The organism is Corynebacterium argentoratense (assembly GCF_021491455.1).
Taxonomy (GTDB): domain Bacteria; phylum Actinomycetota; class Actinomycetes; order Mycobacteriales; family Mycobacteriaceae; genus Corynebacterium; species Corynebacterium argentoratense_A.
The window spans coordinates 47,670-67,748 of the sequence record NZ_JAKETN010000002.1 but is presented as its reverse complement, the minus strand read 5'-3'; the positions used below and the strand labels follow the sequence as shown (position 1 = coordinate 67,748).

The window sequence follows — 20,079 nt, the reverse complement described above, 5'->3', positions numbered from 1 at the left end:
GGCGCGGACAGGCATTAAGCAGACATACTGCGCCTAAACTTATCGACCCAACCCCGCCGATAGATCATCCCACGCCGTAATCAGCACTAACACGGCCATGGCGGGCCAAAAAACCCACTGCTGTGTCAGCAAAATCGTCCGCCAAACGGGAGAACAACAGATGGTCTTCAGGTGCGCCATCGATGTGCAGATACTTGCGCAACAACCCCTCCTGCACAAAACCATTGGCGAGCAGTACCGCCTGTGAGGCCTCGTTATCGGGCAGGCACGTCGCCGTCACGCGCCTCAAGCGAAGCCGCGTGGTTGCGTGGTCGAGTGCCAGGGCCACCGCAGCAGTCGCCACTGACCTCCCCGAGAAAGATTCATCCACCCAGTAACCCAACCAGCATTCCGACTGGGCGCCACGGCTGATCCCACCGATCATTAGCTGGCCGGCAAAACACCCATCAACATCGATGACGAAAGGAATAGAGGCCCCCATCTGGGCGGACTCACGATTCTGTAGGAAAAATCTCCACCACCCAGCCCTGCTGTGGACGGACTCCCACGAGCCGACAATGGTTGGTTCGACGGGGCGCAGCCGTTGTTCATTGCGTAAGCGCAATCGGCGCCAGTCAGCACCATCGGATGCACGCAAAGGACGCAAACGCACCTGAACCCCGTGGCTGTTGCCCCCGGAAGAAACCGACGATCCTCCGCCGGGAATGGTGAGCACGGCAGGGGTGTTCTCTGGCCAACCCGGGTGGTGGGCATGGGGTTGCCGGCTTGGGTCCCCTAACCTGTTCCACGCAAACGCACACATCAGGAACTGATCAAGCCCCTTGGCTTAAAAACAGCACCTCAACGACATCACCCGGACGCACCTCGGAAACATGCTCGGGGATTCTGATCAATGCGTTAGCCTGCCCCATACCGGCGAGCAGGTGTGCCGGGGCACCAGTTGCACCGCCCATTCCCTCCACGAGGTAATCCTGGGTTTGAGCATCCCGCATGAGTCGTGCGCGGATAAATCCGCGGCGTCCCACTCGCGACTGCAGATGGCCCAGGGAGCGCGCGCGAACCGTACGACGACGCGACGTCGTCTTGCCCAATGCCGCACCAATCAAGGGGCGTACAAAAATTTCGAAAGCAACCAGCGCCGCAACAGGATTGTTGGGCAGCAGGAAGGTGGGGATTTCTGCCTCGCCTAGCAAACCGAAGCCCTGAACCGACCCAGGGTGCATGGCTACACGGGTGGTGTCGATGCGACCGAGTCCCTCCAACACCTCGAGGATACGGCGGGAACCCGCACCACCCACAGCACCGGAAATCACCAGTACTTCACTGCGCAGCAACTGGGCTTCAATAATTTCAGCCAGGCGGCGGGGCTCACCGTCGATGATCCCGACACGGTGTACATCTGCGCCGGCGTCTTTCGCCGCTGCGGCAAGGGCGTAACTATTGACGTCATACACCTGGCCCAGGCCTGGTTCGCGGTCGATGTCGACCAACTCCGAACCGAAGGACATGACGGTGACCCGCGGTCGCGGATACACCAGCACTTTCGAGCGGCCAACTGCAGCCAGCAGACCGATTTGTGCTGGGCCAAGGATGGAGTTGGGGCTCACCGCAACATCTCCGGGGCGAATATCGTCGCCGGGGTGGCGCACGAAATCCCCAGAGCGCACCACTTTGACCGGTTTGACGCGGCGGGTGCCACGATCCGACCACTCCAATGGCAGCACCGCGTCAGCCAGGGCGGGAAGGGGTGCGCCCGTATGCACGCGGACGGCTTGTTTGGGTTGCAGCCTGAGCGGTTGGCCGGAGCCTGCGGAGACTTCCCCGACGACGGGCAGTGGTCCTAATCCTTCGACGCTCCGGGGCTTGGCTGGCTGCTCTTGGCCGCGGTCCCGGGCAACGATGGGTCGTTCTCCCCCGACGTCGACGGCGCGCACGGCATATCCGTCGATCGCGGCCTGCGGAAAACCAGGAAGTGGGCGTGTGGCTTGTACTTCTTCAGCGCACATGAGCCCCAGGGACTCAGTCAGCGCCAAACGCACCGGCTCGGGTGCTCTTGCCGCCGCGGTGACAATAGCAAGCTGCTCTTCGACGCTGCGCACTGACCTACCTCATTCCTTGTCTTCTAACACTTCCCGGTGTGCCCGCCCCCCTGTGGCGGCGGGTCGGCACGGTTGTTAACGTGCACCGGGATGAGCCTCAAGCATCTATAGTCCACCGTCTGGTTGTTCTTGGAGTAGCGCTGTGAGGTAGCGCCGCAACCCAGGGCCGTAGGTGGGGTTGTTCAATCCGAACTCTACGCACGCTCGGATGTAGCCGCCAGGGTTGCCGAGATCGTGGCGTTTGCCTTCGTGCACGACGATGTGGACGGGGTGTCCTTGGTCGATGAGCCACTGGATGGCGTCGGTGAGTTGAATTTCCCCACCGGTGCCGACACCGATCTGTTTGATGGCGGTAAAAATGGCGCGGTCCAATAGGTATCGTCCGGAGGCGATAAAGGTAGAGGGCGCATCCTGAGCTGCTGGTTTTTCCACCATTCCGAGGACTTTTTTGACGTCGTCTCGGTCGGTGTCGGCAATGTCGAACACGCCGTAGTTGCTTACTTCATCGCGGGGTACGTCGAAGGCACAAAGCACGCTGCCGCCGTATTGGGCGCGCACGTCGGCCATTTTTTCCATGACTCCCATGGGCAGCACAAGGTCGTCGGGGAGCATGACAGCGACGACATCTTCGTCTTCGTCAAGTACTTCTTCTGCTAGCCCCACCGCGTGGCCGAGGCCCAGGGGGCGTTGTTGGACGACGGGCACTGCGCTGATCAGCTCTGGGGCGCGGCGTACCTTGTTGAGCTGTTCTGTTTTTCCGCGCTGTTCGAGGGTTTCTTCGAGTTCTACGTAGGGGTCGAAGTGCGCAAGCACGCCTTGTTTTTTGGGTGCTGTGATGATGGCGAGTCGCGTAGCCCCGAGAGCTGCGGCTTCTTCTGCGATCAGTTCGATTCCTGGGGTGTCAACCACGGGCAGTAGCTCTTTGGGGACGGTTTTCGTTGCCGGCAGAAATCGGGTGCCTAGTCCGGCTGCGGGCACGACTACCGTCTTGACCGCATACTTGTGCTCGTGGATTGGCAAATTCATGGCTTCAGGGTAGCGCGCCGAGGCCTGCCCGGACGCTAACCAGGCCGGGGCGGGGTTAGAATCCGACTATGTCGCGCAAGGATAAGGACGCGCTTCGGCGGAAGCTTCTGGCCACCAGGGCACTCTTAAGTGATGACGCCGCGTCGCACACCGTGGGTGCAGCAACTCGCTGTGCCCACAGGGTTGCTGAGGGGATTGTGCCGCAGTGGCGTAGCAGGGTGGGGACATCGACCGACTCAGTTGTGACGCTGGCCGCGTATGCGCCGGATGTCGGCGAGCCCGGCTGGTGTACAGATCAATCCGGAGTGGCGCAGCCGGGCGTCTTTGTGGGGGCTCTTTACAGGGGGTTCCAGGAGGCGGGGCTGCCGGTCAGTATAGTGCTGCCGCGGGTGCTGCCGGAGCGGTTGATGGCCTGGCATGTGTATGAATGCGTGGATGATCTCGCGCCGGGGGCTTTCGGTTTGTTGGAGCCTCGCGAGTACCTTCCAACAGTGGACGTGGCCGACATTGATATTTTTGTGGTTCCAGCGTTGGCCTGCACTGCAACTGGCGAGCGTCTGGGGCGTGGTGCTGGTTTTTATGACCGCGCGTTGGAAGCTGCGGGTGCGCACACCGGCGCACAGACGCTAAAGACCCGATCTGCGCGGCCGCTAGTTGCAGCTCTCGTGCACGATCACGAGGTGGTCGACACGGTGTTCGCTGAACCCCACGACGCTCCAGTCGATCTGGTGGTTACCTCGGGGCTTGGTGGGAACCGTTTGGCATCCGGATGACGTCTATATATGTATGACTTCTTCTTTGCGCGCGAGTTCCTCTCGTTCTTCCACGCTCTTGGCTAGCTTGCGCCACCCCGGTTGGCGGCGTACGTCTTTGTTACGCAAAGTCGCGGCAGTGGTGTTGTTCGTAGCTGCGATCGCTTCTTTGCTTCATTCCCGCACAATCCAGCCGCAGCCGGTTGTGGTGTTTGCCCGCCGGGTCGACGCAGGCGCCGTGATCACTGCAGAAGATCTCACCACGGCACCGATACCCGAGCGTTTCCTACCTGAAGACGCTCGCCCAGAACCTGGACATCTCGAGGAGGTTGAGGGGATGATTGCCACCAGCACCATGGTTCCGGGGGAGGTGCTGAGCTTCTCTAAGGTCTTATCGAACCCGCAGAACACCCCTGTGGTGATAACAAACACAGAAAATAATAAAGAAAGCCTACTTAACTTGGTGCCCCTACATCTTGCACACCCAGAATTGGCAGAGCTGCTCCACCCGGGAGACATCGTCGACGTTGTGACCGCCACCGACGATGGGCAAGCAACTCATATTATTGCCGCAGGTGGAAGGGTGGTTTTGGTGGATCGATCCGAGGATGCGAAAGGGTCGCAGGCCTCCCCCAAAGTGTTGTTGTCACTGCCTGCAGAGCAAGCGCGTGATGTTGCGACAGCATCACTGGGTGCACCGCTTGCGGTGGTGATTACGGGAGCACGGGCTTCGGGATAGCGTTTCTGCTATAGGTAAGACGTTAATATTTCGTTAAGCTATGGGCGGTTACTTTGGCACCGGGCCAAAGAGTGCCAGCCATACGTGCGCTGCACGACAATTACACAGCTACACCAAGGAGCACACCTTGCTTAAGGGTTTTAAAGATTTCATCATGCGCGGCAACGTCGTTGACCTCGCCGTCGCAGTCGTCATCGGTGGCGCTTTCACCGCTATCGTGACCGCTTTCACTGAGAACCTCATCCAGCCGCTGATCGCTTCCCTCGGCACCGGGAATGCCCCCGGCCTCGGCTTCTTCATCAAGAAAGGCAACGAAGCTACCTTCGTTAACTTCGGCGCAGTCATCAACGCTGCTATCGACTTCATCCTGATCGCTGCTGTTGTCTACTTCGTCATCGTTCTGCCGATGAACAAGCTGAAGGAGCTTCAGGAAGCACGCCAGGGCACCAAGACCGACGAAGAGGCTCCGGTTCCCGTCGAGACCCAGCTGCTCACCGAGATCCGCGACCTGCTTGCTAAGCAGTAACTAGCGATCTCGCTGGGGGTTCATCCCCTTCTGCGTGACTCAACCCCGGTGGCTGCCGTAAATAACGGCCCGGCCACCGGGGTTTTTCCTTGCCTCACAAACTCCGAGGCATCCCCGCTACCCCCAGTGGGGCGGGCGCTGGCTTTTCCAAAATTCTTCACTGAGCCCCTGTTGCGGATCAGCCGCTGGTTGCTCGCCAGAATCTTGCAGCTGAGGGCTGCGCCCACCGTTGGAGATTACTTCGAGGGCGTCTTCGCGGTCCCAGCTTCGATCAATGTTGGCGGCGTCCGATGGGCGCACCGCCCTGCGTCGTGACGGTCGTCCTGGTGATTGCACGGTTGGTTTAGTCACACGTCCACTGCTGCAGCTGGTCAATGACGTGATGCACAAGCGGGCCGAGGGTTGCCATTCCATCGCGGATTGCTGCGCGGGAGGGGGCGAGGTTGACGATCACTGTGGAGCCGGACACGCCGGCGATACCACGGGAGGTGCAGGCGTCGATAGCGCCACACGCCAGCCCTGAGGCACGCAATGCTTGAGCGATACCGGGCAAGATCTGGTCGAGCACCGCGCGGGTAGCATCGGGGGTCTTGTTGCGGGGGCCTGCCCCGGTTCCACCGATGGTGACCACCAAGTCTGCTCCACCAACCACTGCAGTTTCAATGGCCTTCCGGATCGTTGAGCGCTTGGATTCGACACTAACGACGCCATCAACCTCGAAGTTGTCTTCGCTGAGCAACTCGGTCACTAGGTCGCCAGTGCGGTCGTCACTATCCATGGCGGAGTCGCTGACCAGCACGACGATTGCCCGGCGAACTGGGGGGATTGTGCTTTCCGCTTCGGTCTCGCGAAGGAGATTGTCGTCCGGCTCGCCGATGTCTTCAAGGCTGCCGAGGTGTCCGGTCTGTCCAGTCACAGCTGTTCTACTCCTTCGCGATGTTTTGGGTGCCCTTACAGTGTGCCTTGTGGATGCGCATCCGGTCAAGCGTCCAACGGACCCGCGAAAAGCGAGCGCAGCGCCCACTATTCAGCAGGGAGGGTCACCTGCACTTCGCGGGGCTGCTGGTCGTCACTGGTGCGGACTTTCATGGTGATGGTATCGCCGAACTCAAAGCCACGGATAGCAGCAATCAACGCATCATTGCTGTCGATCACGCGGTCGTTGACTCCCACGACTAGTTCGCCAGGCCGCAAGCCAGCCTCGTCTGCGGGGCTGCCCTTAGCAACATCGGCGATCAGTGCACCACGGTAGCGATCGTTGGGGTTGAGGCTCACACCGATCTTCGGCTGGGACACTCGACCATTATCGATAAGCTGCTGCGCTAGACGGCGAGCCTGGTTGACCGGGATCGCGAAGCCCAAACCAATGGAGCCTGCCTGGCCTTCGCCATTGCTCATGGAGGCGATCACCGAGTTCATGCCGATCAAGTTGCCATTCATATCGACCAGGGGGCCACCGGAGTTACCGGGGTTGATGGCTGCGTCGGTTTGGATGGCGTCAATGAGGGAGGATTCTCCACCGTCACCGCCGGAGGCACGCACGGGACGATTCAGCGCGCTGACGATACCGGTGGTCACGGTGGCTGACAAGCCTAGGGGTGAACCGATAGCAACCACTTGCTGACCCACCCGAACCTGGCTGGAATCACCTAAGCTGATGACCGGCAGATCATTTGCTCCGCGGATTTTGATGACCGCGATGTCTGTTTCTGCATCGCCGGCAACAAAGTCGGCATCCATGGTGGAACCATCGTTGAGGGTGACTTGAATGTCGCTGCCTTGGGCTGCGCTACCAACAACGTGATTGTTGGTGAGCACGTAGCCATCGGAGGAAATGATCGACCCCGATCCTTCTTCGACAGCATTACGGCTGGACACGCGGATACTGACAACAGAGGGCAGCACGTTGGCGGCGACCTGCTCGACGTCACCGGGTTCGGTGGTTCCGGTGCGTTGCACGGCGGGTTCGTTGAGTGCGTTCACAACGTGGGAGTTGTCGTTGTGTTGGTTTGCGGCACTCAGCCCCAAGCCGACTGCCGATCCTGCGCCCACCGCGGAGACCAGCATCAGTGATAGGACGGCCGGTATGCCCAAGGTGTGCCGCTTCTTCGGTTCCGGGGCAGCAGCGACCTCCGCCCCCTGAGGCATGCTGTTATCGCCACCATTGCCCCCAGGAGCAACGTTTCCACTGGCGCCGCCCATCTGGGGTTCGAATTGTTCGTACTGGCGCGTGGGTTCTGGGGTGCTGCTTCCGAAGGCGGAAGGCTGCGCCTGCTGGGCGTAGTGCCCTTCGGGCTGTGGTTGCGGGTTCTGCTGAGCGTACTGTGCCTCGGGCTGCGGCTGGGTGTAGGGCTGTTGCCCTGCGGGCTGGGCCTGACCGAACTGTTGGGTGGGCTGGCCCGGGTAGGCGTGCGGCTGCGGGTTGGGCGATCCCTGGCCGTAGGGATTGTTGACGCTTCGGAAGTCTTCAGGTTGGTTGTTCATAACTTCTATCCTCACCCTGTCTGCTGTGATGGTTCTCGGGTTGAGATCCGATATTTGTCTAATGTTACTGGGGGTTTGCTGGGAGTAACCCGGAGTTTAGTTGGGGGTGTCGCCGAGCCGGGTGTCGCGGTCGACAAGTAGCCCTTCTGGTTGCAATCCTATGCGGATGAGCGCCCCGCCCATTCTAGAGTCGCCGATGCTGATTGTGCCGCCGTGTTTGGTGATCACTTGTTTCACAATTGCGAGCCCCAGGCCAGAGCCCGGCATGCTTCGGGATTCGATCGCCCGGTAGAAGCGTTCAAATACTTTTTGCCGTTCTGCCATGGGGATCCCTGGCCCGGAGTCGCCGATGAGCAGTTCGCAGCCTCCCCAGGGGGTGCGGTTCATTGTTACTTCGACGATTCCATTAGCCGGTGACCATTTCGCGGCGTTGTCGAGGAGGTTGACCATCGCCCGGTTGAGCGCGAAGGGGTCCCCTTGCAGTTCCCAGGGGAACGTCTGCACCTGGAAATCCACGTCGACGCGTCGGCGGCGTACGCGGTCCAGGGCGCCTTCAATAACCTCACTAAGGTCGACGGGTTCCGCGGAGTGCTCGTTGGATTCTTCCCTGGCGAGGTCGACCAGATCGTTGACCAGTGACGCTAATTCCTCCATTTGGGCGATGACGTCGCGTTCAAGATCTTCGCGGTCCTGCTCACTGACCGACGCATTGGGCGATTTTGTAATCAGCATGAGCAGTTCGATATTGGTTCGCAGAGAGGTCAGCGGTGTTTTCAGTTCGTGACCAGCATCGGCGACGAGGGCCGCCTGACGGTCGCGGGAGTTCTGCAAGGCCGCAAGCATCAGGTTAAAGCTGCGGGTCAGTTGTGCAATTTCGTCATCACCGTAGACCTGGATGGGGCGCAGGTCGTCGGTCGTCGCGACGTAATCGACAGCGCTTTGCAGGCGACTGATGGGGCGCAAACCGGCTTGAGCGGCTACGGCACCAGCCATGACGGACACAAAAATGCCAACCCCACCAACAAACAACAGGGCAAACCCTAGGGAGGAGGTCAGCTGCCGGGTGTTTTCCATACTCTCGGCCAGGATGAAGGTCGCGCCTTCTGGGGAGCGTTGCGACAGGATGCGTTCGTTTTGTGCGGTGCGGATGTTTTCGCTTTTTGCGCCGCCGACGACGGAGAGCTCCTCCGACAGCGAAATGTTATCGCCGATACCAGAAAAGGAGTGCGGCGGGAAGTACGCGATGCGGATATCCGGGTTGTACTCCTTAAACTCACTGATGAGCAGGCCAGGGTCGTCGGAAAAATCGCTCGATTCCACCTTGGAGATCAGCGACATCGCCTTTTCTTTGAGGCCTTGGTCAACATTGTGGGCAAGGGACGCAGACAGCGTCCAGTAGGCGACGAGGATCATCATTCCCAGTGACAGGGCCACCATGGAAGCAGACATCGCCGACAGCTGCCAGCGTAGCGACACGCGTCGTGACCAGCTTCGGGGGTCGACGGTCTCCTCGCCCCCGACCTCTCGTTCGACAGGTCGCCTCAGCATGCACTTTCCTTCACGTGTGGGTAAACATTTTCACCCCACGAGCAGACTCTAGGTCGCGTCGTTGGGATTTTCCTTCAAAACATAGCCGACGCCGCGGACGGTGTGGATCAAACGCGACTCACCCTCCGCTTCCGTCTTGCGGCGAAGATAACCGATGTACACCTCGAGAGCATTGCCCGAGGTTGGGAACTCGTAGCCCCACACCGCTTCCAAGATCTCGTCGCGGGATAGAACCTTCCTGGGGTGAGCCACGAGCAACTCGAGAAGCGAATACTCCGTGCGGGTCAGCGCAATAGGACGATTGCCGCGGAAAACCTCGCGGGAATCCGTATCCACCTTAAGATCACCGAAGGACAGCACACTGCTATTGCCACCTGCGGCATTCAAAGCATTGGTGGCGTCAGTGCTGGCTGCACGGCGCAGAAGGGAGCGCACGCGGGCCAGAAGCTCTTCAAGTGCAAAGGGCTTCGGCAGGTAATCGTCGGCCCCGGCATCCAAACCGGCTACCCGGTCAGACACCCCGTCGCGGGCGGTCAACAGCAAAATCGGCCGGTCGTCCCCACTGCTGCGCAAAATGCGGCAGGTCTCCAATCCGTCAACGTTGGGCATCATGACGTCGAGGATGACCAGATCGGGCTCTTCCGCCCGAATCACCTCGAGTGCTTCGCCGCCATCACCAGCGAGCAACACCTTGTAGCCGTTGAACGCAAGCGAACGGCGCAGTGACTCACGCACTGCCTGTTCATCATCAACAACGAGGACCTTCATGTACAACATCCGCCTTCGAGGATTGGGGCCACTACCGTAGCGGCCGAGAAGCTACCAAAGCCTTCTGGACTGCGCGCAGCAACCATGGAGAAATAGTGGTGTAGGGTTTTGAACAAACCATGTAAAACAATCAAACACGTTGCGAGGCTAACGCAAAAGTCCCCCCACGCGCCCTGGATCAGGGCCCTACATGAGGGGACTCGAGTTTTGCGATTAAAAGTCGAGCTTAAAACTGCTCAACATCAACCAGACCCAGCTTCGCGGCCTTGACCAGGCGGCGGGGGATCAGGTGGGAACGACCGTTGATGGTGACCTCTTGGAGGGCAACATTGTCGGCCTTCCACTGGGAACGACGAGCGTGGGTGTTAGCACGCGACATACGACGCTTCGGAACTGCCATTGTTTTCTACCCTCCTTAAGCTTTCTTCGCGCGACGGGCACGGTTGCCGTAGCGACGCTGGAACTTCTCGACACGACCAGCGGTGTCCATGACACGCTGAGCACCGGTCCAGAACGGGTGAGACTCGCTGGTGACGTCGACGACGATCAGCGGGTACTCGTTGCCGTCTTCCCACTGGGTGGTGCGGTCAGACTTAGCGGTGGAACGGGTCAGAAACTGGTGGCCCGTACCCGCATCCTGGAAGACCACCGGGTGGTAGTCGGGGTGGATATCCTTCTTCATTCTCATCCCTTAAACGATCAAGTAAGAGTGGTTTACGACGGCTCAAGGCCATAAACGCCATAATGTATAGCCGTTCGGCGCGCGCTGACGCTAAAACTTTAAGTAGCCGCGCCGGGCCTCAGAGCCACGAGGCCACTTCTTTAGCTAAGAAGATGGCAACGAGGTCTGCACATTGCGGACTGCTGCACCTAATAGCAGCACAGTAGTCTTTAATGGCTGAGACGCCGCGTACGGCGCACCCGAGCATGTTACAACGTCGACCCCCAAAAACCGAAATCGAGCCGGTTGCCCACGCAAGCAGCAGCCGATATCGCACCTATTTAATATAGTGCGAGCACCATGTTGGAAAACCCCACCGATGAACTTCTGCCAATATTGCGGTAGGTAGTGCAGATATTGCGGACCATAGCCGCCAAGCACCCTCGATTATGCATCCCGGGCTCGAAACGGTATTGTTGACGCTTGCTGTTGTCGAATTATTCGTTTTTCGCCCCGTCAGCTGGCTCGGCCGCCCACCATAGCGGCCGTCTTTTGATGTGGGCGGCTAGGAGAAAGAAAGTCCATGTCGGCTATTTGCCAGGTCACGGGACGCAAGCCGGGTTTCGGCAAGTCCGTCTCGCACTCGCACCGACGCACCAACCGCCGTTGGAACGTCAACGTGCAGCGTCGTAAGTTTTTTGTTCCCTCTTTGGGCCGTACGGTCACTCTGACCGTATCCACCAAGGGTCTGAAGGTCATTGACCGCGACGGCATCGAAGCTGTTGTTGCTCAGATCCGCGCACGTGGAGAGAAGGTCTAAAAGATGGCACGTAATGACATCCGTCCGATCATCAAGCTGAAGTCTACGGCTGGCACCGGTTACACCTACGTCACCCGTAAGAACAAGCGCAACAACCCCGACCGTATGACCTTGAAGAAGTACGATCCGGTTGTCCGCAAGCACGTCGAATTCCGCGAGGAGCGTTAATTCATGGCTAAGAAGTCTAAGATCGCCAAGAACGAGCAACGCAAGGAAATTGTGGCCCGCTACGCGGAGCGCCGTAACGAGCTCAAGGCCATCATCAAGAACCCGAACTCCACCGACGAACAGCGCCTGGACGCACAGTTTGAGCTGAACCGCCAGCCCCGCGACGCCTCCCCGGTCCGCGTTCGCAACCGCGACGCTGCCGATGGTCGTCCCCGCGGCTACCTCCGCAAGTTCGGTCTCTCCCGTGTCCGTGTCCGCGAGATGGCTCACCGCGGTGAGCTCCCGGGCGTTCGTAAGTCCAGCTGGTAAGGGGTTTCACAATGAAGCGCACCAACATCAAGAAGGCGCGGATTGAACAGTCCCGCCGCCCGAAGAAGAACCCGCTCAAGGCCAACGGCATTGAGAAGGTTGACTACAAGGATCTGAAGACCCTGCGTCTGTTCATTTCCGACCGCGGTAAGATCCGCTCCCGTCGCGTCACCGGTCTCACCCCGCAGCAGCAGCGTCAGGTTGCTACTGCCGTGAAGAACGCACGCGAAATGGCTCTCCTGCCGTTCACCAGCCGCTAAAGGCACGGTCAACGTTAGAAGATGACAGCGGGCTCATCAGCCGCATGTCTTTAACTTGAACCAATGGTTCGCATTGGGCCCAGGCTAGAACTGCGGCGACAAGCCACCAAGACTCCCCCCGAGTGTTTACTCGGGGGGAGTCTTTTATGCGCCCACCTGATCCAGCCGGACTAAAAATCGCCCTGGTAGTCTATGAGCATTGCTAACAGTCGAAAGGACCAGTGCACGCGTGCTTCATGAATCGCTAGTCGAGCTCTCCCGCGAGGCCACCGCCTGCCGCACACACTCCCATGCACGCGGTATTCTCAGCGAAGCCCAGCACCTGCTACGCAATGCCCTCGACCACTCCGGCGATCCAACACTGTTGATGAGCTGGTACTGCGACGCCATCCGCAATGTGTTCAACTCCCCCGCCGCCGCGGTACCGCACCTCAACGGTCTTCCCATTCTTCCCGGACCTGTGGAACTAGGTGGGGATTTTGCCCGGGGCGAGGGCCTGCCGACGAGCCCCATCGTGCTGATCCTTCCCGCCGACACACCCGACCATTCGACGCTCCGTGCCCAAGCCCTAGATCAGAATCCAGCTGCCCTCACCGCCCACGCTCCGGACCTGGCTTCAATCCCCGCAGATGAGCGACTCGCGTGCATCGAGGATTATCTGCACGACATTTACTCCCTGGCGAGGAGCACCAACGACGACCGCCCTCAACATAACCGCAGCCACGCAGTATCGTTTATCACCCAACCCGGCCTCGCCGACGCCAGCGCCCCAGACAATGGAACGCAACGCACCGTCTACGCAGACTCCCCCACCAACCAGCCCATCGATCCCTCGCTGGAACCGCTGCTCCTGTCCGACGCGTCTGCAGCACGCCCCCGGGCGGTCACCTTTGTTGCCGGCATGCCAGATAGAGACGCAACCGCCGACATACGACGCGACGTCATTAATCCATGCGTATCATTGGCGCGTTGGGCTGCAGTGCGGGCCGCAACTGCCTCCGGATACACCCCGGACCGTCTACACAGCCCCGCTCTGTCTGCAGACGAATCCGAATACGTTCGTGACGCCTGGCGCACCGGCATAAAAATCGACCTGGAGCAGTGGCGAAACCGCAGCCACGCTGACTTCATCGACGACTTGTCACACATCCACCGCAGCGCCTATGGGGCATCAGCCCGCATGATTTCCGAAGTGATCACGTCTGTTGTCACCCGAAGCGAGGAGGCACCCCATGGCCGGTAACGTTGGACGACCGCGCAAAACCAGCCCGCGCCGGCGCGGTGGCACTGCCCGCGAGGAAATCCTGGATGCCGCAGCAGAGCTGTTTACCACCCAAGGTTTTGCAACAACCTCCACCCACCAGATCGCCGATGCGGTGGGGATCCGTCAGGCGTCCCTGTACTACCACTTCCCCTCGAAGACAGAAATCTTCCTCACGCTGCTCAATTCAACCGTCAATCCCGCGGTGGAGCTAGCGGAGCGTTTCAGCACCATCGGGGACCTCACCCCGGAGCTTCGCCTGTGGTCGCTTGTCGCGGCGGAAACTCGGCTGTTGCTGTCGCAACGGTGGAACATCGGCAAGCTGTATCAGCTGCCGGTTGCCGCCTCCGAGGACTTCGCGGAATTCCACGCTCAGCGCGCCAGCCTGCGGGCAACATTCCGCCAGTTCTCAGCGGACATCACAGGCGTGCCGCTCGAATCCGCGCTCAACGACCTGTCCTTCCACATCGCATTATCCGTGACAGATATGCGGCCCAACGATGGCACAGCGCCCTTCGACCCCAGTGGCGGCACCGCGTTGCCTGAATTAGCAATCATGCTTGCTGACGCCGCGCTGCGGGTTGTTGGCGCAGACCTCCCGGCCGACCGTGTCGACAGGTGCGCTAGCTTGCTTGACCCCCACGAGTGAGAATCCTTCTAGCTTGGGCGATCAGCGGCGCGTCAATCATCTGCCCGTCGAGTTTGAAAGCTCCGGGGTAATACGCGGCCTCGTCCACCACACGGCGCGCCCATTCGAGCTGCCCTGGATCCGGCTGGTAGGCCTTACGCACAGTGGCCACCTGCCGCGGGTGAATACAGGCACTGGCGGCAAAGCCACTGCGTGCGGCATCGACGGCTTCGGCAAACATGCCAGCCTCGTCATTAAAGTCCGCATGCACCGCATCGATGGTGAATTTGCCCCATGCAGATGCGTGCATATGCATGGTTGCCCGCGCTAAACGCATGGTGTCGCGGTAGGGCCCTGGGCGGCCAGAGGGTGCACCCTCGTCTACGAGGAAGCGCGAGTGCGTCCCACCCAGTTCCATCGTGAGGTCTTCGGCTCCCCAGAACATGCCCACCACGGACGGGTCGGATGCCAAGCGATCAATACCCACCACTGCCTGAGGTGTCTCCACCATGGCGATCACCTTCAAACCCTTAACTTCCTCCGGCAGCTTCGCGCGAACCTTGGGCACCATGATCAGGTCGTAAGGTGAGGCCTTGGCGCACGCGACGTCATCAATAAAATCTGGATGGTCGGGGCCAGTGACCCTGACGATGGTCCGTGCGGGGTCAAGCGTGGAGTCGATGATGTTGCGTCGGCATTGTTGTTTGGGAGCGTCACCCGCGCCGTCTTCTAGGTCAAGGATGACCATGTCTGCGGCTGCCGCGGCCTTGGGGAAAATCTCCGGCCGATTGGCGGGCGCAAACAATACAGCCGGCCCGCAGATGTAGGAATCGTTAATCACCATGGTTCCAAGTATGCACGCAGCCCCGGGGCGCGCGCGGGGTTTCACCGTTAAAAAATTAGTGAAAGCCCGCTCTTTGTTTGAAACAACAACTAGTGGGCGAAGTGGCGGGCGCCCGTGAAGTACATCGTTACCCCAGCTTTTTGCGCCGCTGCAATAACTTCCTCATCACGGATGGAGCCACCAGGCTGCACGACTGCCTTCACGCCGGCCTCAGCCAGGACCTCGAAGCCATCAGCGAAGGGGAAGAAAGCATCAGATGCAGCTACAGAACCACGCGCACGCTCCTCACCTGCACGCGAGACCGCAAGACGCGCCGAATCCACGCGGTTGACCTGCCCCATGCCAACACCCACCGTCGCGCCATCGCGAGCCAACAAAATAGCGTTCGACTTCACAGCACGCACCGCCCGCCACGCGAACTCCAAGTCGCTCAGCAACTCCGGATCAGCAGCTTGACCAGCAGCAAGAGTCCACGTCGAAGCGTCATCCCCCGCGGCGTCAACACGGTCGCGTTCCTGCACCAACATGCCGCCAGAGATCTGGCGCAACTCCGGCACAGCACCATTAGGCGCCTCAGAGACCAAAATGCGAATGTTCTTCTTCGCCTGCAGAACCTCCACAGCACCGTCCTCATAGCTGGGCGCGATGATCACCTCGGTGAAAATCTCCGCCACCTGCTTGGCCATCTCGACGCTGACCTCACGGTTCGCGGCAATCACCCCACCGAAAGCACTCACAGGGTCGCACGCATGGGCCGCGCGGTGAGCCGCAGCAATATCATCAGCCACAGCGATGCCACAGGGGTTCGCATGCTTGATCACGGCAACACACGGGCGCTCATGATCCCACGCGGCACGCCACGCGGCGTCAGAATCCGTATAGTTGTTGTAACTCATCTCTTTGCCATGCAGCTGGGTTGCCTGCGCCAAACCACGCTCCCCCGCCGCCGTGTACAACGCAGCCGACTGGTGGGGATTCTCGCCGTAACGCAACACATGCGCGCGCTCGAAGGTACGACCCATCCACTGCGGGTAAGCGCCCGAATCCTCCCCCTGCTGGGCGGCGAGCTGCTCGGACATCCAGGTAGCAACCGCGACGTCATAAGCCGCAGTGTGCTGGAAAGCCTGCGCAGCCAACTCGGTGCGCTGCTGCAGACTGAAGCCACCCTCCGCGACGGCACGCGCAACATCACCGTAGCGCGCCGGATCAACCACAACAGCAACCGACGGGTGATTCTTTGCGGCAGCACGCACCATCGAGGGGCCTCCGATGTCGATCTGCTCGACGCAGGCATCGAAATCCGCACCGGATGCGACGGTCTCCGTGAAGGGGTACAGGTTCACGACAACAAGCTGGAAGGCAGCCACATCGAGCTCCTCCAGCTGTGCCAGGTGATCAGCCTTGCGGGTGTCGGCGAGGATACCTGCGTGGACGCGGGGATGCAGCGTCTTCACGCGGCCCTCCAAGCATTCGGGGAAACCGGTGACGTCCTCCACCGGAGTGACCTTGATGCCTGCCTCCGCGATGGTTTTCGCGGTCGAGCCGGTAGAGACGATCTCCACGTTATTGTCAGCCAGCGCGGAGGCGAGCTCCACCAGGCCAGTCTTGTCATACACGCTGATGAGCGCGCGGGTGATCTGCTTGCGTGCAGTCTGAGTCACGATGAAACCTTCTTCAAGATGCGTTTGGGATACCGAGTACTTACGGAAGTAACAGTGCGGCGAGCCAGCAACGGGCCGCTTTAGGGGATTAGCCGCCCGGTCGGGCGCGGGTGCCCAACGAGCGGAAGCCCCGCAGCACGTCGACGATCATTTCGCGTTCCACAGTCTTGATGCGCTCGTGCAGCGTGGACTCGTCATCCCCCGGATAAACGGGCACTTCGCGTTGTTCGATTACTGGCCCGGTGTCGACCCCTGCGTCGACATAGTGGACGGTCGTCCCCGTCACCTTCACTCCCGCGGCCAGGGCGTCTCGGACTGCGTGGGCTCCGGGAAAGTTCGGCAGCAGCGCCGGGTGGGTGTTGATCGTGCGTCCCCCGAAGCGATCTAAGAATTCCGTGCCCAAAATCCGCATGAAGCCCGCAGAAACAACCACATCTGGTGATGACGCCGCGACGCTATCTGCCAGCAGGCTATTCCACTGTGGTCGGCGGGCCTGGCCGAATAAAGAAAAATCAACAACCTGCACTGTCTGCGGCGCTGGTATGTGGCGGCGCGCTTGGTCAATCGCTTCACAAGGCTTATCAGCAAAAACGCCCACGACAACATAGGAGTTGTCCTGGGCATTGAGAATCGCTTGCAGAAGTGAACCAGTACCGGATGCTAACACCGCTACGCGCAGTGGTTCAGGGTTGTTGGTCACGCGAATAGTGTAGCTACACGCACGAGCTATAACCCCCGAACCTACCCCCTACCGGGTTGCTCCGACTCTTCGTCTTCCACATCTGATTCTTCTGCGTCGGGCTCTTCCGGGTCGGGTTCTTCGGCCTCTATGTTCTCTGCTTCAGCTTCTTCTTCAGCCGCTCCTGCATCTTCCAGATTCTCTGCGTCTTCCGGATCTTCCGGTTCCGCTTTTTCTGCGGACTTAGCCTCGGCCTCTTCTTCTGCTTCCTCTATATCTTCTATCTCTTCTAGCTCGGCTACATCAGTGTCTCCCCTCTTAGCCAACGGGGCTTTCACCGCCATAAAGCCGTGAATTAAAGCGATCAAAATACCCGGGACAGCACACCACAGCGCCACCAACACAACAGTCAACCAGAACGTCGCCCCCACAAAGCCGAAGGCGCCCGCATCACCCGAGGCCATGAAAACAGCAACAGCGCATCCCAACGCCGCAAACAGGCCAGCAAACGCAAACTCGCTCAGAGCGCGCTCACTGTGGGCAACGCGGCGATACGCCATCGCCGAAGACACAGCAACCGGAGCAAGCAGCAACACCGGCGCCACCACCCACGCGTGCATAGGCATGGCAGCAAACAACGGAAGAGGCGGCAACGGGCTGGGTGCCACACCAAACAGCGACACCACCCCATCGCCCACATGCATCTCAGAACCAGACAGCACGGCCGCCGACCACACAGCAGCATTAGGAAGGTAGAGAAGGCTTAAGGCGATCATCGCGGCGATCGCCACAGGGCCGCCGCCATGAACCTCATCTCCAAACATTCCCGCCATCGACACCGTAGTCGAGCCATGGACAATCAAAGAAACAAGCATGGCCGCTAGACCCACAGCGCCCAGACGCAGCAAGAAATCACGGGCGTAGAGTGCTGCATCAACCACCACGGGGCTCATCTTCCACCGCACCACAAGCAGCCGCCACAAACGAACCCCCATGGCAGCAATCAACCCAAACTCATGAACAATCACAGCCCGCAGCATCGCCGTGCCCACAGGAGGAACAGCGACGGGCAGAACCGACGCGGCGTCATACAACATTGCGCACGCAATACCCGTCAACGCAAGCGGGAAGGCAAGCGTCAAGGCCTGCAGCAGGACGAGATCAGAGATACTCACGCGGTCTTTAATCAGCACCCGAATCCGCCGGGCCATCGCGCGCGCAACCAAGAAAGCGGGCACAACCGGCACCACAGACAACACGGTGGACGACGATGCAACAGGGGCGGCATGCGCCAACAACCACAGCTGGGCAATGGTGGCGGGCAAAGCTACAAAGCTCGAACCAGTGGCCAACAACACCGAAATAGCGCCGATGATCGCCACAGCAATAATCGTCACGTGGGGCAACACCAGGGTGGGAAGAAAAGCCTTAAACTTGCCCTTCCACGTCGACCGGTCAATCAACGCCGCCTTCTGGGCAGAAACCACAGACAAACCCGCGCCGCGACGCACCTTCGACACACCACTATTACGCGCCGCCCTAGGGCTCGAGGAACGCGGACGCCTCTGCCCCGGAGCCGTCCGAGGGGGACGCCCGGAACGTGCAGGGCGCTCAGGACCAGCCGATGCAGGCTGGCCGCCCCGGTCAATCTGTCCACCGCGCGAAGGTTGCTTAGAGTTCACGACACCACCATGCCACGCGGGGCCGCGGCACAGGCTGAGGCGTGCCGGTGGGCCCCGAAAGGGCTACCACCCCCAAAATAGTGATGAGCATCTCAATGGGTGACGTCTTCTGTAACACGCGGGATAAAAAGCAAGATAGAAGCCTAAGAGGAACCTTAAAGCGCAGATAGGGACCTATCTACGACGCGCCCCGACCGCCCAAAGTGAACACCACCACCAAAACACTTGCGTCACATCAGTAACAATTTTGCGCACGCGCCCAAAAAGTCGCTCATTTTGTTGAACGCTTTGTAACAAACCGTTATCGTTGGACACTGTTAGATAACAAGGCGGTCACAACGACCGAGCTGTACCACTACTCCAGACTCGGGGGCAGGTACTCGCGAGCGTTCAAGGAAGAGAGCCACATGCAGATGAAGGCGAACACCACGTCTGTGCGGAAGACCGCCGGTGCGCACCGTAAGCACTACTCCTCCGCAACCACCAAAGGCCGTGTCGCCCTCGTCGCCGTAGCGACTGGCGCAGTGTCCACCGCCGGCGCAGCAGGTGCTGCAGCCGCCCACGCATCCGCACCCCAGCAGGAAGTGCGCGAAGCACAAGACATCGCACTCGCCACCTCTTCCTCCGAGCCCATCAACGGCGCTCCGCAGATCCTCGCGATCGCAGACTTCAAGCCCATGGCCAACCTGAGCGACCAGCTCAACAAGGCCATTCAGTACAACGCCGAGCGCGTAGCCGCTGACCGCGCAGCCCGCGCACCCCAGGCCGCTAAGCCGGCTGAAGGCGTTCTCACCTCCCCCTTCGGCCCCCGCTGGGGCAGCTTCCACTCCGGTATCGACATCGCCAACAGCCTGGGCACCCCCATCGTTGCTGTCCTCGACGGTGAAGTTATCGACGCCGGCCCCGCCTCCGGCTACGGCCAGTGGGTGCGCCTGCGCCACGAAGACGGCACTATCACCGTCTACGGCCACATGGAAACCATTGACGTCGCAGTCGGCCAGCATGTTACCGCCGGCCAGAAGATCGCAGGCATGGGCTCCCGCGGTTTCTCCACCGGTGTCCACCTCCACTTCGAAGCACATCCGGGTGGCGGCGCAGCAGTCGACCCGATCCCGTGGCTCGCAGAGCGCGGCATCACCATCTAAAACCGCATAAGCACAAAGC

24 protein-coding genes are annotated in these 20,079 nt (G+C 60.2%); 10 read left to right on the top strand and 14 right to left on the bottom strand.

Annotation, left to right across the window (positions count from 1 at the left end; all coding sequences use genetic code 11):
- Positions 1-64 precede the first annotated feature (64 nt).
- The 3 genes from L1C91_RS02760 to L1C91_RS02750 all read right to left on the bottom strand — a co-directional run bounded on the left by L1C91_RS02760 (position 65) and on the right by L1C91_RS02750 (position 3,125).
- Entirely contained in the window at positions 65-715 is a 651-nt protein-coding gene (locus L1C91_RS02760; RefSeq protein ID WP_234857918.1) for a GNAT family N-acetyltransferase, read from the bottom strand.
- A gap of 97 nt (positions 716-812) precedes the next feature.
- Positions 813-2,099, bottom strand: coding sequence for a molybdotransferase-like divisome protein Glp (gene glp / locus L1C91_RS02755; RefSeq protein WP_234857917.1), 1,287 nt, complete (start codon positions 2,097-2,099; stop codon positions 813-815).
- 105 nt (positions 2,100-2,204) lie between these two features.
- Positions 2,205-3,125, bottom strand: coding sequence for a UTP--glucose-1-phosphate uridylyltransferase (locus L1C91_RS02750; RefSeq protein ID WP_234857916.1), 921 nt, complete (start codon positions 3,123-3,125; stop codon positions 2,205-2,207).
- Positions 3,126-3,193: 68 nt separating this feature from the next.
- On the opposite strand from L1C91_RS02750, the gene L1C91_RS02745 reads away from it, so the two are divergent.
- The 3 genes from L1C91_RS02745 to mscL all read left to right on the top strand — a co-directional run bounded on the left by L1C91_RS02745 (position 3,194) and on the right by mscL (position 5,142).
- Positions 3,194-3,898, top strand: a complete 705-nt coding sequence (locus L1C91_RS02745; protein WP_234857915.1) for a 5-formyltetrahydrofolate cyclo-ligase — start codon at positions 3,194-3,196, stop codon at positions 3,896-3,898.
- Positions 3,899-3,911: 13 nt separating this feature from the next.
- Positions 3,912-4,616 carry an SAF domain-containing protein gene (locus L1C91_RS02740; protein ID WP_234857914.1) on the top strand — a complete coding sequence of 235 codons (705 nt, stop codon included), beginning with the start codon at positions 3,912-3,914 and terminating at the stop codon, positions 4,614-4,616.
- 127 nt (positions 4,617-4,743) lie between these two features.
- Positions 4,744-5,142, top strand: a complete 399-nt coding sequence (gene mscL, locus L1C91_RS02735; RefSeq protein WP_234857913.1) for a large conductance mechanosensitive channel protein MscL — start codon at positions 4,744-4,746, stop codon at positions 5,140-5,142.
- Positions 5,143-5,259: 117 nt separating this feature from the next.
- Here the strand turns inward: mscL and L1C91_RS02730 are convergent, their stop codons facing one another.
- The 7 genes from L1C91_RS02730 to L1C91_RS02700 all read right to left on the bottom strand — a co-directional run bounded on the left by L1C91_RS02730 (position 5,260) and on the right by L1C91_RS02700 (position 10,624).
- A complete protein-coding gene (locus L1C91_RS02730) occupies positions 5,260-5,493 on the bottom strand; it encodes a hypothetical protein (protein ID WP_234857912.1) in 234 nt (77 codons plus the stop codon).
- Complete coding sequence (locus L1C91_RS02725; protein WP_234857911.1) at positions 5,486-6,058, bottom strand: MogA/MoaB family molybdenum cofactor biosynthesis protein; 573 nt, start codon at positions 6,056-6,058, stop codon at positions 5,486-5,488. The genes L1C91_RS02730 and L1C91_RS02725 overlap by 8 nt, the downstream gene beginning before the upstream one ends.
- Positions 6,059-6,165: 107 nt before the next feature.
- The gene (locus L1C91_RS02720) at positions 6,166-7,626 is read right to left on the bottom strand and encodes a trypsin-like peptidase domain-containing protein (protein WP_328219573.1); all 1,461 of its coding nucleotides are present in this window, start codon (positions 7,624-7,626) and stop codon (positions 6,166-6,168) included.
- 96 nt (positions 7,627-7,722) lie between these two features.
- Positions 7,723-9,174, bottom strand: coding sequence for a sensor histidine kinase (locus tag L1C91_RS02715; protein WP_234857910.1), 1,452 nt, complete (start codon positions 9,172-9,174; stop codon positions 7,723-7,725).
- Between the two features lie 48 nt (positions 9,175-9,222).
- Positions 9,223-9,942 (bottom strand): response regulator transcription factor, encoded by a 720-nt coding sequence (locus tag L1C91_RS02710; RefSeq protein ID WP_234858180.1) that lies wholly within the window; start codon positions 9,940-9,942, stop codon positions 9,223-9,225.
- A 226-nt stretch (positions 9,943-10,168) separates the two neighbouring features.
- Positions 10,169-10,342 carry a 50S ribosomal protein L32 gene (gene rpmF / locus L1C91_RS02705; RefSeq protein ID WP_020975867.1) on the bottom strand — a complete coding sequence of 58 codons (174 nt, stop codon included), beginning with the start codon at positions 10,340-10,342 and terminating at the stop codon, positions 10,169-10,171.
- 15 nt (positions 10,343-10,357) lie between these two features.
- Entirely contained in the window at positions 10,358-10,624 is a 267-nt protein-coding gene (locus tag L1C91_RS02700) for a type B 50S ribosomal protein L31 (RefSeq protein WP_020975866.1), read from the bottom strand.
- 562 nt (positions 10,625-11,186) lie between these two features.
- Between L1C91_RS02700 and rpmB the strand changes: the two genes are divergently transcribed.
- From rpmB to L1C91_RS02670, 6 genes are all read left to right on the top strand, one after another.
- Entirely contained in the window at positions 11,187-11,423 is a 237-nt protein-coding gene (gene rpmB / locus L1C91_RS02695) for a 50S ribosomal protein L28 (RefSeq protein ID WP_020975865.1), read from the top strand.
- A gap of 3 nt (positions 11,424-11,426) precedes the next feature.
- The gene (gene rpmG / locus L1C91_RS02690) at positions 11,427-11,591 is read left to right on the top strand and encodes a 50S ribosomal protein L33 (RefSeq protein WP_020975864.1); all 165 of its coding nucleotides are present in this window, start codon (positions 11,427-11,429) and stop codon (positions 11,589-11,591) included.
- A gap of 3 nt (positions 11,592-11,594) precedes the next feature.
- Entirely contained in the window at positions 11,595-11,900 is a 306-nt protein-coding gene (rpsN, locus tag L1C91_RS02685; RefSeq protein WP_234857909.1) for a 30S ribosomal protein S14, read from the top strand.
- 11 nt (positions 11,901-11,911) lie between these two features.
- Positions 11,912-12,160, top strand: a complete 249-nt coding sequence (gene rpsR / locus L1C91_RS02680; protein WP_020975862.1) for a 30S ribosomal protein S18 — start codon at positions 11,912-11,914, stop codon at positions 12,158-12,160.
- Between the two features lie 229 nt (positions 12,161-12,389).
- Complete coding sequence (locus L1C91_RS02675) at positions 12,390-13,403, top strand: hypothetical protein (protein WP_234857908.1); 1,014 nt, start codon at positions 12,390-12,392, stop codon at positions 13,401-13,403.
- Positions 13,393-14,070: a TetR/AcrR family transcriptional regulator gene (locus tag L1C91_RS02670; protein WP_234857907.1), complete on the top strand. Its 678-nt coding sequence runs from the start codon at positions 13,393-13,395 to the stop codon at positions 14,068-14,070. Before L1C91_RS02675 ends, L1C91_RS02670 begins: the two co-directional genes overlap by 11 nt.
- Here the strand turns inward: L1C91_RS02670 and L1C91_RS02665 are convergent.
- From L1C91_RS02665 to L1C91_RS02650, 4 genes are all read right to left on the bottom strand, one after another.
- The gene (locus tag L1C91_RS02665) at positions 14,045-14,893 is read right to left on the bottom strand and encodes an HpcH/HpaI aldolase/citrate lyase family protein (protein ID WP_234857906.1); all 849 of its coding nucleotides are present in this window, start codon (positions 14,891-14,893) and stop codon (positions 14,045-14,047) included. The genes L1C91_RS02670 and L1C91_RS02665 overlap by 26 nt on opposite strands.
- Positions 14,894-14,982: 89 nt before the next feature.
- Positions 14,983-16,554 (bottom strand): bifunctional phosphoribosylaminoimidazolecarboxamide formyltransferase/IMP cyclohydrolase, encoded by a 1,572-nt coding sequence (purH, locus tag L1C91_RS02660; RefSeq protein ID WP_234857905.1) that lies wholly within the window; start codon positions 16,552-16,554, stop codon positions 14,983-14,985.
- 88 nt (positions 16,555-16,642) lie between these two features.
- Complete coding sequence (gene purN, locus L1C91_RS02655; protein WP_419178697.1) at positions 16,643-17,254, bottom strand: phosphoribosylglycinamide formyltransferase; 612 nt, start codon at positions 17,252-17,254, stop codon at positions 16,643-16,645.
- A gap of 41 nt (positions 17,255-17,295) precedes the next feature.
- Positions 17,296-18,915: a cell division protein PerM gene (locus L1C91_RS02650; protein ID WP_234857904.1), complete on the bottom strand. Its 1,620-nt coding sequence runs from the start codon at positions 18,913-18,915 to the stop codon at positions 17,296-17,298.
- A 407-nt stretch (positions 18,916-19,322) separates the two neighbouring features.
- Between L1C91_RS02650 and L1C91_RS02645 the strand changes: the two genes are divergently transcribed.
- Positions 19,323-20,060 carry a M23 family metallopeptidase gene (locus L1C91_RS02645; RefSeq protein WP_234857903.1) on the top strand — a complete coding sequence of 246 codons (738 nt, stop codon included), beginning with the start codon at positions 19,323-19,325 and terminating at the stop codon, positions 20,058-20,060.
- Positions 20,061-20,079 lie beyond the last annotated feature (19 nt).

Excerpts from the sequence above, each read along its gene's own strand:
- rpsR (WP_020975862.1), top strand. The coding sequence starts at position 11,912 with ATGAAGCGCACCAACATCAAGAAGGCGCGGATTGAACAGTCCCGCCGC.
- rpmF (WP_020975867.1), bottom strand. The coding sequence starts at position 10,342 with ATGGCAGTTCCGAAGCGTCGTATGTCGCGTGCTAACACCCACGCTCGT.
- L1C91_RS02670 (WP_234857907.1), top strand. The coding sequence starts at position 13,393 with ATGGCCGGTAACGTTGGACGACCGCGCAAAACCAGCCCGCGCCGGCGC.
- L1C91_RS02750 (WP_234857916.1), bottom strand. The coding sequence starts at position 3,125 with ATGAATTTGCCAATCCACGAGCACAAGTATGCGGTCAAGACGGTAGTC.
- rpmG (WP_020975864.1), top strand. The coding sequence starts at position 11,427 with ATGGCACGTAATGACATCCGTCCGATCATCAAGCTGAAGTCTACGGCT.
- L1C91_RS02700 (WP_020975866.1), bottom strand. The coding sequence starts at position 10,624 with ATGAAGAAGGATATCCACCCCGACTACCACCCGGTGGTCTTCCAGGAT.
- L1C91_RS02720 (WP_328219573.1), bottom strand. The coding sequence starts at position 7,626 with ATGAACAACCAACCTGAAGACTTCCGAAGCGTCAACAATCCCTACGGC.
- L1C91_RS02665 (WP_234857906.1), bottom strand. The coding sequence starts at position 14,893 with ATGGTGATTAACGATTCCTACATCTGCGGGCCGGCTGTATTGTTTGCG.
- rpsN (WP_234857909.1), top strand. The coding sequence starts at position 11,595 with ATGGCTAAGAAGTCTAAGATCGCCAAGAACGAGCAACGCAAGGAAATT.
- L1C91_RS02740 (WP_234857914.1), top strand. The coding sequence starts at position 3,912 with ATGACTTCTTCTTTGCGCGCGAGTTCCTCTCGTTCTTCCACGCTCTTG.
- rpmB (WP_020975865.1), top strand. The coding sequence starts at position 11,187 with ATGTCGGCTATTTGCCAGGTCACGGGACGCAAGCCGGGTTTCGGCAAG.
- L1C91_RS02715 (WP_234857910.1), bottom strand. The coding sequence starts at position 9,174 with ATGCTGAGGCGACCTGTCGAACGAGAGGTCGGGGGCGAGGAGACCGTC.
- L1C91_RS02710 (WP_234858180.1), bottom strand. The coding sequence starts at position 9,942 with ATGAAGGTCCTCGTTGTTGATGATGAACAGGCAGTGCGTGAGTCACTG.
- L1C91_RS02745 (WP_234857915.1), top strand. The coding sequence starts at position 3,194 with ATGTCGCGCAAGGATAAGGACGCGCTTCGGCGGAAGCTTCTGGCCACC.
- L1C91_RS02645 (WP_234857903.1), top strand. The coding sequence starts at position 19,323 with ATGCAGATGAAGGCGAACACCACGTCTGTGCGGAAGACCGCCGGTGCG.